General features: G+C 59.5%; 14 protein-coding genes, 1 tRNA gene and 1 pseudogene. 11 read left to right on the top strand and 5 right to left on the bottom strand.

All coding sequences use genetic code 11. The features are described from left to right. Positions 1-34 precede the first annotated feature (34 nt). Positions 35-1,246: a UbiH/UbiF family hydroxylase gene (locus FZ934_RS06175; protein WP_153270339.1), complete on the top strand. Its 1,212-nt coding sequence runs from the start codon at positions 35-37 to the stop codon at positions 1,244-1,246. Here FZ934_RS06175 and FZ934_RS06180 read toward each other — a convergent pair. Further along, complete coding sequence (locus tag FZ934_RS06180) at positions 1,226-2,176, bottom strand: AEC family transporter (RefSeq protein WP_153270340.1); 951 nt, start codon at positions 2,174-2,176, stop codon at positions 1,226-1,228. The two genes, FZ934_RS06175 and FZ934_RS06180, sit on opposite strands and share 21 nt — an antisense overlap. A 36-nt stretch (positions 2,177-2,212) precedes the next feature. Next, positions 2,213-2,962 carry a cytochrome c biogenesis CcdA family protein gene (locus FZ934_RS06185; RefSeq protein ID WP_153270341.1) on the bottom strand — a complete coding sequence of 250 codons (750 nt, stop codon included), beginning with the start codon at positions 2,960-2,962 and terminating at the stop codon, positions 2,213-2,215. A gap of 155 nt (positions 2,963-3,117) precedes the next feature. Here FZ934_RS06185 and FZ934_RS06190 point away from each other — a divergent pair, with 155 nt between their 5' ends. After that, positions 3,118-4,923: a diguanylate cyclase gene (locus tag FZ934_RS06190; RefSeq protein ID WP_153270342.1), complete on the top strand. Its 1,806-nt coding sequence runs from the start codon at positions 3,118-3,120 to the stop codon at positions 4,921-4,923. Between the two features lie 12 nt (positions 4,924-4,935). On the opposite strand, the gene FZ934_RS06195 is transcribed toward FZ934_RS06190, so the two are convergent. Further along, positions 4,936-5,268 (bottom strand): DUF6665 family protein, encoded by a 333-nt coding sequence (locus tag FZ934_RS06195; protein ID WP_153270343.1) that lies wholly within the window; start codon positions 5,266-5,268, stop codon positions 4,936-4,938. Between the two features lie 125 nt (positions 5,269-5,393). On the opposite strand from FZ934_RS06195, the gene FZ934_RS06200 reads away from it, so the two are divergent. Next, positions 5,394-5,987 carry an NUDIX domain-containing protein gene (locus FZ934_RS06200; RefSeq protein WP_203437247.1) on the top strand — a complete coding sequence of 198 codons (594 nt, stop codon included), beginning with the start codon at positions 5,394-5,396 and terminating at the stop codon, positions 5,985-5,987. 161 nt (positions 5,988-6,148) lie between these two features. Continuing rightward, on the top strand, positions 6,149-6,502 hold the full coding sequence (locus tag FZ934_RS06205) for a hypothetical protein (protein ID WP_153270345.1): 354 nt from the start codon (positions 6,149-6,151) through the stop codon (positions 6,500-6,502). A 71-nt stretch (positions 6,503-6,573) separates the two neighbouring features. On the opposite strand, the gene FZ934_RS06210 is transcribed toward FZ934_RS06205, so the two are convergent. Then, positions 6,574-6,649: transfer RNA gene (locus FZ934_RS06210), tRNA-Lys, on the bottom strand. Between the two features lie 334 nt (positions 6,650-6,983). Here FZ934_RS06210 and FZ934_RS06215 point away from each other — a divergent pair. From FZ934_RS06215 to FZ934_RS06235, 5 genes and pseudogenes are all read left to right on the top strand, one after another. Beyond that, complete coding sequence (locus FZ934_RS06215) at positions 6,984-7,190, top strand: hypothetical protein (RefSeq protein WP_153270346.1); 207 nt, start codon at positions 6,984-6,986, stop codon at positions 7,188-7,190. Between the two features lie 229 nt (positions 7,191-7,419). Beyond that, positions 7,420-8,718 carry an efflux RND transporter periplasmic adaptor subunit gene (locus tag FZ934_RS06220; RefSeq protein WP_153270347.1) on the top strand — a complete coding sequence of 433 codons (1,299 nt, stop codon included), beginning with the start codon at positions 7,420-7,422 and terminating at the stop codon, positions 8,716-8,718. Positions 8,719-8,727: 9 nt separating this feature from the next. After that, positions 8,728-9,444, top strand: coding sequence for an ABC transporter ATP-binding protein (locus tag FZ934_RS06225; RefSeq protein WP_153270348.1), 717 nt, complete (start codon positions 8,728-8,730; stop codon positions 9,442-9,444). Then, positions 9,434-10,641 (top strand): annotated as a pseudogene (locus tag FZ934_RS06230) (ABC transporter permease). Before FZ934_RS06225 ends, FZ934_RS06230 begins: the two are co-directional and overlap by 11 nt. 92 nt (positions 10,642-10,733) lie before the next feature. Then, positions 10,734-11,348, top strand: coding sequence for a GntR family transcriptional regulator (locus FZ934_RS06235; protein WP_153270349.1), 615 nt, complete (start codon positions 10,734-10,736; stop codon positions 11,346-11,348). A 34-nt stretch (positions 11,349-11,382) separates the two neighbouring features. On the opposite strand, the gene FZ934_RS06240 is transcribed toward FZ934_RS06235, so the two are convergent. Further along, positions 11,383-12,195, bottom strand: coding sequence for a ferredoxin--NADP reductase (locus tag FZ934_RS06240; RefSeq protein WP_113363029.1), 813 nt, complete (start codon positions 12,193-12,195; stop codon positions 11,383-11,385). Between the two features lie 248 nt (positions 12,196-12,443). Between FZ934_RS06240 and pcsA the strand changes: the two genes are divergently transcribed. Both pcsA and FZ934_RS06250 read left to right on the top strand, forming a co-directional pair. Further along, the gene (gene pcsA, locus FZ934_RS06245) at positions 12,444-13,172 is read left to right on the top strand and encodes a phosphatidylcholine synthase (protein WP_153270350.1); all 729 of its coding nucleotides are present in this window, start codon (positions 12,444-12,446) and stop codon (positions 13,170-13,172) included. 18 nt (positions 13,173-13,190) lie between these two features. After that, on the top strand, positions 13,191-14,171 hold the full coding sequence (locus tag FZ934_RS06250) for a quinone oxidoreductase family protein (protein WP_153270351.1): 981 nt from the start codon (positions 13,191-13,193) through the stop codon (positions 14,169-14,171). Position 14,172 lies beyond the last annotated feature (1 nt).

Consider the following 14,172-nt stretch of genomic DNA (forward strand, 5'->3'; position numbering starts at 1 on the left):
GGTTCGCCGTCAAGGAATTTGACGGAACGGTGCAATGAAGACTTTTGAAATCGCGGTGATCGGTGGCGGCCTTGCCGGCATGATCGCCGCTATCGCCTTGGCTCGCGGCGGACGCAACGTTACTCTTGTTGCTCCGCCGTCATCAAGCCAGGACCGGCGCACGACCGCGCTCATGGATCAGTCGATCCGTTTCCTCGACAGGTTGACCCTTTGGGAAAAGCTGCGCCCGGCGGCCGCTCCGCTTTCGACGATGCGGATCATCGATGGCACGAATCGCTTGCTGCGGGCGCCGATCACCACCTTCCGTTCCGTCGAACTCGATCTCGAAGCCTTCGGCTACAATTTCCCGAACAAGGCGCTGATGGAAGTGTTGGAAGCCGCGATTGCCGCCGAAGGCAATATCACGCGCTTCAGCTCGTTTGCCGACGCGATCGATATCGGTGGCGATTCGGTGACTGTCTCGCTCGCTGATGGAGAAGTCCTGTCGGCCTCGTTCGTGGTGGGCGCGGATGGGCGCAAGTCCAAGCTGCGCGAGACTGCTGGCATCGATGTGAAGACATGGTCCTATCCGCAATCGGCCATGGTGTTGAATTTCCAGCACTCGCTGCCGCACGAAAATATCTCGACGGAGTTCCACACCGAAAGCGGCCCGTTCACTCAGGTGCCGCTCCCGGGCAACCGCTCCAGCCTCGTATGGGTCCAGAACCCGTCGGATGCAGTGGCCCGCAATGAACTTTCGCTCGTTGAACTGAGCAATGTCGTCGAGGAGCGAATGCAGTCGCTGCTCGGCAAGGTGACTGTCGAAGAGGGCGTGCAGCTCTGGCCCCTGTCAGGCATGATGGCCCATCGCTCCGGCAAGGGACGAATTGCCCTGATCGGCGAAGCTTCGCATGTCTTCCCACCGATCGGCGCACAGGGGCTCAATCTCAGCCTGCGCGACGTGCTGGCGCTGTCGGACATTCTGTGCACGCGGCCGGAACTGCCGATCGCTGCGGATGCCGGCGACCAGTTCGATCGCAAGCGTCGCGCCGATATCATGACCCGTACCGCGAGCGTCGATCTTCTCAACCGCTCGCTTTTGTCCGATTTCCTGCCGGTTCAGATGATGCGTGCGGCCGGTCTGCATATCCTGTCGGCGCTGCCGCCACTGCGCAGCATCGTCATGCGCGAGGGCATCGAGCCCGGACGCGGCTTCCGCGACATTCCGAGTGCCATCAGGGATAGACTAAGCCGGAAGAAAGCCTGATTTGATCGCAATCAGGACGGCCGAGACGGTCACGACGGATAGCGCGGTCGTGACCAGTATCGTCGCCGAGGCACGTTCCTGCCAGACGCCGTACTGTTGCCCGATGACGAAGACGTTGGTCGCCGTCGGTAATGCGGCGAGCAACACCGCCGCATAGACCCAGATCGGATCGAAGCCGCCGACCGTGGTCAGGGCAAGATAGACGACGATCGGGTGGATTATGAGCTTGGCCGGAACGATGTATCCGATCTCGACGGGCACGCGCTTCAACGGCCGAAGTGCCAGCGTTACCCCCATCGCGAACAAGGCGCACGGCGCGGCCGCCTGCGAGAGATAGTCGATGAAGCGCTGCAGGGCGGGCGGTTGGTCGATCTGGAGACCGGCGGCAACGAATCCGAGCGCCGTCGACAGGATGAAGGGGTGGAAAGCCACCCTTCTCACGATATCGATCGCCAGCCGACCGGCAGAGCGCCGGTCCCCGCCCGCCACCGCCATGAGCGCCGGCGCAACAACGAAATGCAGCGCGTTCTCAAGGCAGACGATCAGCGCCACCGGCACGGCCGCACGCTCGCCGAGCGCCAGCAGGGAAAGGCCCGGGCCCATATAGCCGATGTTGCCGTAGGCTCCCGCAAAGGATTGTATCGTGCAGTCGGCCAACGAGTTTTTCCGGACCCATCGACCGATCGCAAACAACACGATGAAGATCGAATAGGTCGCAGCAAGATCGGTGGCGATGAAATCGATACGCGTGAGATCTTCGAAGGGTGTCCGTGAGACCAGCTTGAAGAATAGCGCTGGAAGAGCAGCATAGACGATGAACGTATTCATCCAGCCCAGCGCGTCCGCCGGCTGCTTCGTCACCTTCGCCGCGATATAGCCGATAAGGATCAGGCCGAAGAACGGCAGAAGCAGGCTGACGATGTCGGACAATGTCTATTCCAATGCAGATTCCGGAGCGTGACCGGCTTAGCCGATTTGCATCAGGATTGGAAAGGTCTGCTGGAACCAGATTGCGGCGTCACTGACAAAACCGAACATGAAGGCGAGGCCGGTCAGGATCAGGAACGCGCCCATGATCTTTTCGACCGTTCCGAGGTGTTTCCGGAATCGTGTCAGGAATGCCATGAAGGCTCCGGAAAAACCGGCGGCGATCCAGAAGGGGATGGCAAGGCCGAGGGAATAGACGGCGAGCAGCCCCGCACCGGAGCCGACCGTTTCCCGCGAAGCCGCGACCCCCAGGATGGCGCCAAGCACCGGTCCGATGCACGGCGTCCAGCCGAAGGCGAAGGCCAGCCCCATCACGTAGGCACCGGTCAATGTCGCCGGTTTGCCGCTACCCTGAAAGCGAGCCTCGCGCGATAGCAGCCCGATCCTGAACGCTCCGAGGAAGTTCAGTCCCATGACGATGATGATCAGGCCGCCGATTTTCGCCAAAAGGTCGAGGTGCTGGCGAAGCGCCATGCCGATGCTGGAGGCGCCGGCCCCCAGCGCAATGAAGACAGTCGCAAAGCCGAGCGTAAAGAAGAGTGCCGATAATAGGACGCTGCGTCGGGCGTCGGGAGCGACGGCAACCGAGCCGCCGCCACGGAATTGTTCGACCGATATGCCGGCCATGTAGCAGAGATAGGGCGGAACGAGAGGCAGTACGCACGGAGAGAGAAACGACAGGGCGCCGGCAAGCAGGGCGCTCAACAGGGAAATATCGGCAATCGACACTTAGGCACTCCGGCGGCGGGCAATCATCCGCGAACTCCTATCGTACCGGACAGGTTTGAGCCAATCACCTTTTTGCGCGCACCCCGCTATGGAGTACAATCATACGTAGGTATGGAATTAATTCTCTGGCAATCCGTAATGGGTAATATCTGCATATGAGAATAAGTGAAATCACGAACTGGGCCTATGGCGTGACGGTCGCTTTGACGGCCCTGTCGGCGAGCGCCTTTATTTTCTCTGCCCACAGTGCCACCCAGGAGCGTATCGCGGTCGAGGAGCATCTGGCTCTCGATGATCTCGGCGAGGATCTTGCGCTTGGCGCCGAGGAGCGGACCGACGAAGCGCGCCTCTATGTCATGCGGGGGGATCTCCGCCATCTGGACGCCTTCCATGGCAAGGAAGGTGAGGAGAGGCAGCGTGAGACCGCGATCAGGCGCGTTCGCGAGCTCGGGGCGTCGCAGGCCGAGTTGACTGCGCTCGATGATGTCGCGCGCGAGGCAGAAGCGCTCGACAAGATCGAGGCGGATGCTGTTGCTGCCTATGGCAATAGCGATCAGGCGGGTGCCCGGCAGATCCTTTTCGGTCCGGACCACGACCGTCTTCAGACGCAAATGCTTGCCTCGGTAACACGCTTTCGAGAATTGACAAGCGCGCGTACGGAGGCGGCGCTGGCCGATGCGCGATGGCGCGCCGATTGGTGGAGCCTTGCGGCCAAGATCCTGCTGTCGCTGAACGCAGCGCTCTTTCTCGGTGTCCTGTATTTCATCCTCAGGCGCCGCGTGGCCATGCCGCTTGTCCGCATGACCGGCATTGTCAGCCGGCTTGCGAAACAAGATTACGAAGTAGACGTTCCGCTCGATCGCAGACGTGACGAGATCGGCGAGATGAACCAGGCGATCCACATATTCCGCGAGAACGGAATTGAGCGTGATCGGCTGGACGCCGAAAGACGGCAAGACTTGAAGACGAAGGATCTGATCCTGCAGATGATGCATCGGCTTCAGGCATGCCAGAAGCAAGCGGAACTGGCCGAGGTCGTGGCCCTGTTCGCGCCGCAGATCTTCCCTGATCTGGCCGGGCAGCTCTATGTGATGAACGAGGCGCGGAGCGGGCTGACATCAGTGGCGTCCTGGCTCGAACCGCATCGTTCTGAACCTTCGTTTCCAGCGACCGCCTGCTGGGCGTTGAGGCGCGGCAGGCCGCATGTGAGCGCCCACGATCACGGCGACATCGGCTGTCAGCACCTGAATGAAGACGAAGCTGCCGGCCTCTGCGTGCCGCTGACGGCGCAGGGGGATGCTATCGGCCTGCTCTATTTCGAGGAACGGCCGGATTGCGAGATGGCGGCGGACGCATCACGCTTGTATCTGGAGCTCATAGCCGAAAATGTCGGTCTGGCTGTCGCAAACCTTCAATTGCGCGACAAGCTGACCAATCTGTCGGTTCGCGATCCCTTGACCGGCCTCCATAACCGCCGGTCACTCGACGAGGACGTCAATCGCTATACGCGTGATGCCTCCCATGATCCGCTTGCCTGCATGATGATCGACATCGATCATTTCAAGCGGTTCAACGACGAGTTCGGCCATGATGCCGGCGATGAAGTCATGCGCTATGTCTCGCAGATCATCGTTGATACGATCGGTGATGCTGGCCGAGCCTATCGGTTCGGCGGTGAAGAGTTCGCGGTGTTTATGCCGGGAGCCGCGGCAGACGAAGCCTTCAGCTTCGCGGAGCGCGTCAGAACGAACATTCGCAGTACGGCTCTGTCGCATCGAGGCCGTATTCTCGGCGCCGTCTCTGTCTCGATCGGCATGGCCTATTCGGAGGACGCCTCCGAGGCGTCAATGCTGCTGTCGCGTGCCGATGCAGCTCTGCTCGAAGCCAAGGCCGGCGGACGAAACATGACGATCGCGGCCTTTCCCAGCGACAGCGACCGCCACAAGCGCGGCTCCGGATAGCCGTTGCTCTTGTCAGCGCGGCGAGGATCCCAGCCGCGCAAGCACTTCGTCCGGTATTTCATAGCGCCGGATGACATCCCGGCTGTTCCGCAGCCCGCAGATCTCCCGTTGAACCATGAAAGACCAAACGGCGTCCGACGCCTTCTGCAGCAAAGCTTGCCGGTGGGGATCGTCCTTTTGCCCCTTCGCGTCGAAGGTCTTCAGATCCGCCAGCGCGGTTTCGACTTTCCTACCATGCCGACCAAGGGAGTTCGCCCGCTCAGCGGCGAGCTCGTACTCGAGAACGTTGAACCCGCTTTCGATAGAGAACGGTCGCATCAATGATTGCGGTGGACGAACGCTCATGAGAACAAACTCCGGTCTGCTGCGCCATCGGACTCTACAAGCCGGAAATCCGAGCGTAAAGGAGCGCGTCGCCTTCGGTCTGGCCGTTGGGACGCCTGATGTTGCGAATGAAAGGGAGACGGTCGTTGACGTCAACTGCAATCACTTCTTCAACTCTGCTGTACAAGGGATGGGGAAGCCTCACCCAGCACGTATTTCGGTATCGTCGCGTCGACGGCGCGACAGCAGTGATGTCGCGTGAGGTCTATGACCGTGGCCATGCGGCTTCGGTGCTTCTCCATAATCCGTCCGAGGATACGGTTGTTCTCGTACGGCAGTTCAGGCCGGCGCCGATGGTCAACGGCGATGACCCCTATATGCTGGAAGCCTGCGCAGGCATTCTCGAAGGCGACGAGCCGGAACAATGCGTGAGACGGGAAGCGTTGGAAGAAGCGGGCGTCGTTGTCAAAGACCTCAAATTCGTCGCTGCCGCCTATGGCAATCCCGCAGGGTTGACCGAGGTCGTCAGCATGTTCGTTGGCAGCTATGGCGAGGATGACAGGTCCGCCGGTGGCGGTCTTGCCCACGAGGGCGAGGATATCGAGGTCGTTGAGGTGCCGTTTCAGGCCGCGTTCGACATGATCGCCTCGGGCGACATTGTCGACATGAAAACGATCATTCTGTTGCAGCACATGATGATTGAACGCATGCGAGCGACGTCACACGCGAAACGAGACTAGCCATCGGAAGTAAGCGCTTCACATCAATGGCGAAGTTGTCGAGCGGCCGGCGATCCGCTAATTGCGGAAGAAGACGTCGCAGTTCATGACTGCGCGCCAGCTACCAATTTGGCGCTGGCGGCGGTGGTTGGTTCTCATTTAAAAAAACCGATGAGGCATCAATGAAAAGCGTTCTAGTCGCCACACTTTTACTAGTGCCAGTCGGTGCCCACGCCGCCACGTTCGAAGAGATTACCCAGAAGATGGACGTGGTAAGGTCGTCCTACGAAGTCTGCCTGATGGATGCCGCCAGGTATTACGGCGCAAAGCTCTGCCGCGACGTTTCCGAGATCGTTCCCGGTGTTTTCGGGAAATGCACGGATCTTCGCGTCCAGCTCGAGAACCTGATCCGCGATCGCGGTGACGCCGGAAACGAGCGCACACGTCAGCTTCAGACGATAAGGGAGAATGCGACCGACAGCATGACCGCCATCATCCTGGACCAGCAGATCGCAGAGAATTGCCAGCCGAAATAGGCTTTGGCCCACCATGGGACTTTCGAACTATCCAAGAAGTCCCACGAACATCATCTAAGTGTTTGATTTTGTGGTGAGAGCGTCGGGGTTCGAACCCGAGACCTACTGATTAAAAGTCAGTTGCTCTACCGGCTGAGCTACGCTCTCCCGCGTCAGAAAAGGCGCTCGGTGCACGCCCCCGCTGGAAGTGCGCGGAACATATGCAGCCGACCCATTGCGGTCAACTGAAAAATCTTCCTTTCCTGTGCATTAGGCACATTTCTTGCGCGATCACCGCTCGTTCGGTCAGCTGCGCATTTCCATTTGCGCGGCGTCACGCCGGAATCCCGGTGACAACCGGCGCGCAACGAAAGAGCTTCAAATGCATGAGCAGCGGAAAGGTTCCGAAAAATATTTAAATAAATCAATTGCTTCTTTGGTTTTTCGCACTTCACAAAGATGTGTGGCGCGCTAGTTGGTAATCTATCGAAAGGACGAATTAATGACCAACGTGATTGAACGCCCCACAACGCGCAAGGTCTTGCGCGGCCGCCCTTACAGCCTTGCTGAGTTCGCGCGTAAGTATCGCCTGGATAAGGATGAAGCGACGCGTCTCTTCGAGAAGTTCGGACCTTCAGCAACGGAGCTCGACATTCTGATGGCCGCCAAGCGCAGGCCTCCCGTTTCTATCGTGGAGCTGGGTGCCTAGCTTTCAGATGGGGTCTGGGAAAGTGAGGCGGGCAGAGCAATGCCCGCCTTTTTGTTGTCCCAGATCACGAAATTCGCGGGTGTCGGACTAAAACCGGAGTTTTCTTTCCAAGATTTAATTTCATTTTCACGACCACTCGTGTCATTCGGGCGTAATGCTAATCGTCCGTTCAGCTTCGCCTTGGTAAGCCGAAATGAAAGACCAGCAGGCTGAGCTCCATGAGGTCCGGATGAACGACAGAGTGACCACACGCGAACAGAATACAGAACCAGGCAATTCAGACCTGGCAGTCGTGCTTGCTGCTTCCGGACGGAAGCGTAGCGGTCGCTGGGGCAAGCGGCTGCTTGGTCTCGCTATCGTCGTCGCTCTTGTCGGCGGGGCTGCTTATTTCTATGCCCGGCAGGGCGGCAATGTCGTTTCCTATACGACGCAGCCGGTCAAGCGCGGCGATCTGACGGTTCTCGTGACGGCTACCGGATCGGTGCAGCCGACTGAGCAGGTCGACATATCGAGCGAACTCTCCGGCACCGTCCGCGACGTCAATGTCGACTACAACAGCGACGTGAAGTCGGGCGAAGTGCTTGCGCTGCTCGATACGAACAAGCTTGAAGCCGATGTGAAAAGCACCCGTGCCAAGCTTGACTCGGCCAAGGCGAATGTCGCGAAGGCCAATGCGGATCTCGAATCGGCACGCAGTTCGTACGAACGCCTGCGCAACCTGGTTCAAAGCAACGTCTCCACGCAGCAGAGCCTGGAGGACGCACGGTACAAGGTCGATTCGGCTCTCGCGACCAAGGACATCAACGAGGCCGCGGTTCTTTCAGCCGAAGCGGATCTCCAACTGGCGGAGGTCAATCTCTCCAAGGCGAAGATCGTTTCGCCGATCGATGGCGTGATTCTGACGCGCTCTGTCGATCCAGGCGCGACCGTCGCGGCGTCTCTTTCCGCTCCGGTCCTCTTCGTGATTGCCGGCGATCTGAAGAAGATGGAGCTTCAGGTGGACGTGGACGAGGCGGATGTCGGCCAGATCGCGGTCGGTCAGGCGGCGACGTTTACCGTGGACGCCTATCCCGACCGCATCTTCCCGGCGGAGATCAAGCAGATCCGCTTCGCCTCCGAGACAACGAACAATGTGGTGACCTACAAGGCCATCCTGTCGGTCGACAATGCAGCGCTCCTTCTCCGGCCCGGCATGACGGCGACGGCCGACGTGACCGTAGAGGCAGTCAAGAATACGGTGATGGTTCCGAACGCTGCTCTCCGTTACGCGCCGGCCGCCGCTGAAGGCTCGCGTAGCCGTGGCATCTTCGGCCTGTTCCGTCCGCCGCGCATGGGACCGCGCACCGGCGGGCAGGGCGGCGAGGCGCTGACGGGTGCAAAGCGCCGCGTCTGGATCTTGAAGGCCGGCAGGCCGGCGCCTGTCGTGATCCAGGTCGGGTCATCGGATGGTCAGTTCACCCAGGTGGCATCGGGCGACCTCAAGGAAGGCGATGCCGTGATCACAGACGCGACCGAGCAGGCGAAATAGGGGGCTGCGATGACCCGTCCGCCACTCATCGAATTCAAAAAGGTCAGCAAGATCTACGGGAACGGTGAGGCCGCAATCCGCGCCCTCGATCACGTCGACCTCTCGATCAAGACCCATGAATTTGTCGCCATCATGGGGCCTTCAGGTTCCGGCAAATCGACGGCCATGAACATTCTCGGCTGTCTCGATGTGCCGACGAGCGGCGACTATCTGTTTCAGGGCATCTCGACACGAGGCTTCGACCGCTCCCAGCTCACGATGCTGCGCCGTCACATGTTGGGCTTCGTGTTTCAAGGCTTCAATCTCTTGCCCCGGACATCGGCTGTCGAGAACGTCGAGCTGCCGTTGATCTACCGCGGAATGCACGCAGGCGAACGGCACCGCCGCGCCAGGGAGGCGCTGGGGCTCGTCGGTCTTTCCGGGCGTGAACATCACAAGACGCAGGAATTGTCAGGTGGTCAGCAGCAGCGCGTGGCAATTGCCCGCGCGATCGTCACGCAGCCTTCGCTGCTGCTCGCGGACGAGCCGACCGGCAATCTCGACACCAAGACCAGCATCGAAATCATGGATCTGATGACGCGGCTGAATCGCGAGGAGGGAATCACGATCGTCATGGTCACGCATGAGCCGGATATCGCTGCCTATGCCGAGCGTCTGTTACGCTTCGTCGACGGCAAGCTCGAGCTCGATCCGGCGGGCGAGGCGAGGATCGAACATGTTCCTTGAGACCTTCAAGCTCGCCTTGCGCGCGATCAGCAGGAATATGCTCCGTTCCTTCTTGACCGTGCTCGGCGTCGTCATCGGCGTTGCGGCCGTCATTGCGCTTGTCACGATCGGCAACGGCACGACGGCTCAGGTCACGTCGGAACTCTCCCGGCTCGGGACCAACATGCTGTTTGCGCGACCCGGGCAGTTCGGGCCGGGCCGCGCCAGCTCGGAGGCCCGGCGCTTTACCGTTGCGGATGTCGATGCGATTCGTGATCAGGTCGGCGGACTGCGCGCAGTTGCTCCCCTGAACCAGACGACGGCAACGGTGATCTACGGCGGCCAGAGCCATTCCACGACGGTCATGGGCACGACCAACGACTATCTTGTGGCTCAGGATTGGGACATGGCCCTCGGCCGCAGCTTCGATGCCGCGGAAGAGCGTGGACGCGCGCGCTGCATTGTCGGTGAAACCGTGCGCTCGCAGCTTTTTGGAGCGGCCGATCCCACGGGGCAGCAGATCCGCGTCGGCAAGGTGTCCTGCGGCGTCATCGGGGTTTTGGCCAAGCGTGGGCAATCCGGCATGGGCAATGACCAGGACGACGTGGTTCTGATGCCGGTCAAGGTCTATCAGCGACGCGTCGGCGGCAAGGCCAATGCCAACGTTCAGATGATCGTCATCTCGGCACGCGACGGTGTCTCGACCTCGAAGATACAGGGCGAAACCGAGAACTTGCTGCGCGAGCGGCGCAAGATCATTCCCGCCGGGAGGATGATTTCAACGTCAATGACATGACGCAGATCGCCGAGGCGATGACGGGGACCACAACGCTGCTGACGGGCCTGCTCGGCGCCGTTGCTGCGATTAGCCTGCTTGTGGGCGGCATCGGGATCATGAACATCATGCTGGTCTCGGTGACTGAGCGAACCCGTGAGATTGGAATAAGATTGGCAATCGGCGCGCTCGAAAAGCAGGTGCTGATGCAATTTCTCGTGGAAGCGGTGGCGCTTTCCGTCTTCGGAGGAATGGCCGGGATTTTGCTGGGTCTTGGGCTTGGCTTCAGTGCGGTCACGCTTTTGAAGGTCCCCTTCGTCGTCAGCCCGATGATGATCGCGGTGGCGTTTGCCTTTTCGGCGGCAATAGGCATGGTGTTCGGCTATTTCCCGGCGCGAAGAGCCGCGCAACTGAACCCCATCGAAGCGTTGCGGCATGAATAGTCGGGCAAATCCGAATACCTAAGCGAGCAACCTGCCATTGCATTCCCCCTGATCCTGCCTATGATATATCAGGGGGCCGGATCAGAGATTTGATGCAGAATTCACAGAGCCATCTTGCATATCTTGCGCTTGAGCATGCGATCGTCACGTTGGCCTTGCCACCGGGCGCATACGTCACCGAGAAAGAGCTAATCGAGCTCGCGGGCCATGGCCGAACCCCTGTTAGGGAGGCGGTGCAGAAGCTCGCTTGGCAGCGGCTGATCATGGTCAAGCCGAGGGTCGGCCTTCAGGTTGCGGAAATTCGGCCCGGCGATCACGGTCACGTCATGCAGGTGCGCGGCGAGCTTGAACCGATCGCAGCCGCTCTTGTTGCCGAGCACGCGGACGAGGAACAGCGTCAGCAGCTGGCCGATTGCGCGGCGAAGATGAAAAGCTGTACCGCGAGCCGCGATCTCGAAGCGTTCTTCGCCGCCGACAAGGCATTCGACGAAATTCTGGAAGACGCCTGTCCGAATGTCTTCATCACCTCCGCCCTGGCGCCGGTGCAGACCCACTCGCGACGCCTGTGGTACTCGACCGCGAATTCAGACCGAATGGATCAGTCGATCTCGCTTCATACCGACGCCATGCACGCCATTCATCGCGGCGACGCAGCGGAAGCGCATAGAACGATGGCGGTCCTGATTGGATATCTGAGCGGCAAATGAAAACGGCCCCGTTTCCGGGGCCGTGAAGCTTGGATCAGCCGACGAAGGCTCGTTCGATGACGAATTCGGCGGGTTTGCTGTTCGCACCCTCCTCAAGGCCCGCCTTTTCCAGAAGCTCTTTCGTATCCTTGAGCATCGCGGACGAGCCGCAGATCATGCCGCGGTCGATTGCCGGATCGAGAGGAGGCACGCCGAGGTCCGTGAACAGCTTGCCCGACGCCATCAGGTCGGTGATGCGGCCGCGATATTCGAAATCCTCGCGCGTGACGGTCGCATAGTGACGCAACTTGTCGCCGACGACTTCCTTCAGGATTTCGTCGTTCTGGATTTCGTGCACGAGGTCGAAACCGTACTTCAGTTCGGCAACATCACGCGTCGTATGGGTCAGAATGACTTCCTCAAACTGCTCGTAGGTGTCCGGATCGCGGATAAGGCTCGCAAATGGCGCAATCCCGGTTCCTGTCGAGAACATGTAGAGGCGGCGGCCGGGGGTCAGCGCGTCGAGGACGAGCGTGCCTGTCGGCTTCTTGCGCATCAGAACCTGATCGCCGGGCTTGATGGCCTGCAGATGCGAGGTGAGCGGGCCATCCGGCACCTTGATCGAGAAGAATTCGAGTTCTTCCGCCCAGGAAGGGCTAGCGATCGAATAGGCGCGGAAAATCGGCTTGCCTTCGACCATCAGGCCGATCATCGCGAACTCGCCGGAACGGAAGCGGAAACCTTGCGGACGCGTCATCGTGAAGCGGAAAAGGCGATCCGTATAATGCGTTACGCTCAGTACCGTCTCGGCGTACACGCCGGCGGGAATGGGAGAGGCGAATTCTTCGGTCTTTGCAGGGGCGTTCATGCGCTGTCGGATCCCGTATTTCGTCGGATGATCTTTTTCGATGCGAGCGAGATATTACAAATAGGCATTGGATTAAAGGTATTCCATTCTTTCTCTGCCTGTTTGGGCGAAATATGCGTGTCATTGTCAGGATTCGACCTGCGCCACGGCATCATTCGCTTTTGCGCTGGCGAAGCGAACCAAAGGATGCATATTAGGCAAAAACCGCGCCTGCCGGGCGCGGATGCCAGTAGGCTGTTCGGGGAAACATGAAGATTTTCAATTACAAGCGCGTACCTTACGCGGAAATGCGCGCCTTTTCCGTCCATATTTTGACGGCCTCCGGTTCATTCCTTGCTTTTCTTGGTGTCGTTGCGGCGGCGGAGCACCGATTTATAGATATGTTCTGGTGGCTGGGCCTTGCTCTGCTGGTCGATGGCATCGATGGACCCATCGCTCGCAAGGTGCGCGTCAAGGAGGTTCTGCCGAACTGGTCGGGTGACACGCTCGACAATATCATCGACTACGTGACCTACGTGCTTCTGCCGGCCTTCGCGCTCTATCAAAGCGGCATGATCGGCGAGCCCTGGTCTTTCGTTGCTGCCGGCATGATCGTGGTTTCCAGTGCCATCTACTATGCCGATATGGGCATGAAGACCGACGAGTATTTCTTCTCCGGCTTTCCCGTCGTCTGGAACATGATCGTGTTCACGCTTTTCGTCATGCATGCGAGCGCCGCCACGGCGCTTGTGGTCGTCCTTGTTTCGGTTGTGCTGACGTTCCTGCCGATCAATTTCCTGCATCCGGTGCGCGTGCAACGGCTGAGGCCGGTCAATCTCGCCGTCTTCCTTCTCTGGTCCGCGCTCGGAATGTATTCCCTGCTGAGCCACTTCGACATGCCGCAATGGGCGCTTGTCCTCTTCATCCTGAGCGGCATCTATCTCTATTGCATTGGCGCGGTGCTGCAGCTCGTGCCGGCGCTCGGACGCAAGGGATAGACTGAAGGAACAGGTAGGATGGCGAAAACGCAGGCGGTAGTGATGAACAGGACCGGCGGTCCTGAGGTTCTTGAATATGCGGATGTCGAGCTGCCGCCACCTTCTGCCGGAGAAGTGCAGATCCGCCACGCCGCAGTAGGTCTCAACTTCATCGACGTCTATTTCAGAACCGGCCTCTACAAGGCGCCCCACATGCCTTTCATAACAGGCAAGGAGGCAGCCGGAACGGTGACCGTCGTCGGGCCTGGTGTCGAAGACTTCAAGGTTGGTGATCGGGTTGCCTATGCCGGATCTGATGGTGCCTATAGCGTGGAGCGCAACGTAGAGACCAAGCACCTCGTCAAGGTACCCGATGGCATCTCGCTGGAGACTGCGGCATCGATGATGCTGAAGGGAATGACTGCTGAATATCTCCTGCGGCGCACCTTCAAGGTGGGGCCGGGAACGACGATCCTGTTTCACGCCGCTGCCGGCGGCGTCGGTCTGATCGCCGGCCAATGGGCAAAGGCACTCGGCGCCACCGTGATCGGAACCGCCGGATCCAGCAGCAAGGTCAGGCTTGCTCTTGAGCACGGTTACGATCACGTCATTGATTACAATACCGAAAACTTCGTGGACCGGGTCCGCGACATCACTGGCGGCAAGGGTGTAGACGTCGTCTACGATTCGATCGGTCGCGACACGTTTCCGCAATCGCTCGACTGCCTGAAGCGCTTGGGGATGTTCGTATCCTTCGGGCAGTCCTCCGGCCCGATCGAGAACTTCACCCTGTCGATGCTCGCACAAAAAGGTTCGCTCTTCGCTACGAGACCCACGCTTTTCAGCTACATCGCGACGCGGGAGGAGCTAACTGATTGTGCAAACATGTTATTTGATGTTGTTTTGAGCAACAAAGTGCGTATCAATGTCAATCAGACCTATCCGTTACGTGAGGTTGGGCGAGCCCACGCGGATCTGGAGTCCAGAAAAACTACCGGAACTACGCTGCTGATCCCATAAA

The organism is Rhizobium grahamii, assembly GCF_009498215.1.
GTDB lineage: Bacteria > Pseudomonadota > Alphaproteobacteria > Rhizobiales > Rhizobiaceae > Rhizobium > Rhizobium grahamii_A.

Bases quoted from the DNA above. Each gene is read 5' to 3' on its own strand.
- FZ934_RS06215 (WP_153270346.1), top strand. From the start codon at position 6,984: ATGACCAACGTGATTGAACGCCCCACAACGCGCAAGGTCTTGCGCGGC.
- FZ934_RS06250 (WP_153270351.1), top strand. From the start codon at position 13,191: ATGGCGAAAACGCAGGCGGTAGTGATGAACAGGACCGGCGGTCCTGAG.
- FZ934_RS06205 (WP_153270345.1), top strand. From the start codon at position 6,149: ATGAAAAGCGTTCTAGTCGCCACACTTTTACTAGTGCCAGTCGGTGCC.
- pcsA (WP_153270350.1), top strand. From the start codon at position 12,444: ATGAAGATTTTCAATTACAAGCGCGTACCTTACGCGGAAATGCGCGCC.
- FZ934_RS06225 (WP_153270348.1), top strand. From the start codon at position 8,728: ATGACCCGTCCGCCACTCATCGAATTCAAAAAGGTCAGCAAGATCTAC.
- FZ934_RS06190 (WP_153270342.1), top strand. From the start codon at position 3,118: ATGAGAATAAGTGAAATCACGAACTGGGCCTATGGCGTGACGGTCGCT.
- FZ934_RS06175 (WP_153270339.1), top strand. From the start codon at position 35: ATGAAGACTTTTGAAATCGCGGTGATCGGTGGCGGCCTTGCCGGCATG.
- FZ934_RS06195 (WP_153270343.1), bottom strand. From the start codon at position 5,268: ATGAGCGTTCGTCCACCGCAATCATTGATGCGACCGTTCTCTATCGAA.
- FZ934_RS06240 (WP_113363029.1), bottom strand. From the start codon at position 12,195: ATGAACGCCCCTGCAAAGACCGAAGAATTCGCCTCTCCCATTCCCGCC.
- FZ934_RS06235 (WP_153270349.1), top strand. From the start codon at position 10,734: ATGCAGAATTCACAGAGCCATCTTGCATATCTTGCGCTTGAGCATGCG.
- FZ934_RS06220 (WP_153270347.1), top strand. From the start codon at position 7,420: ATGAACGACAGAGTGACCACACGCGAACAGAATACAGAACCAGGCAAT.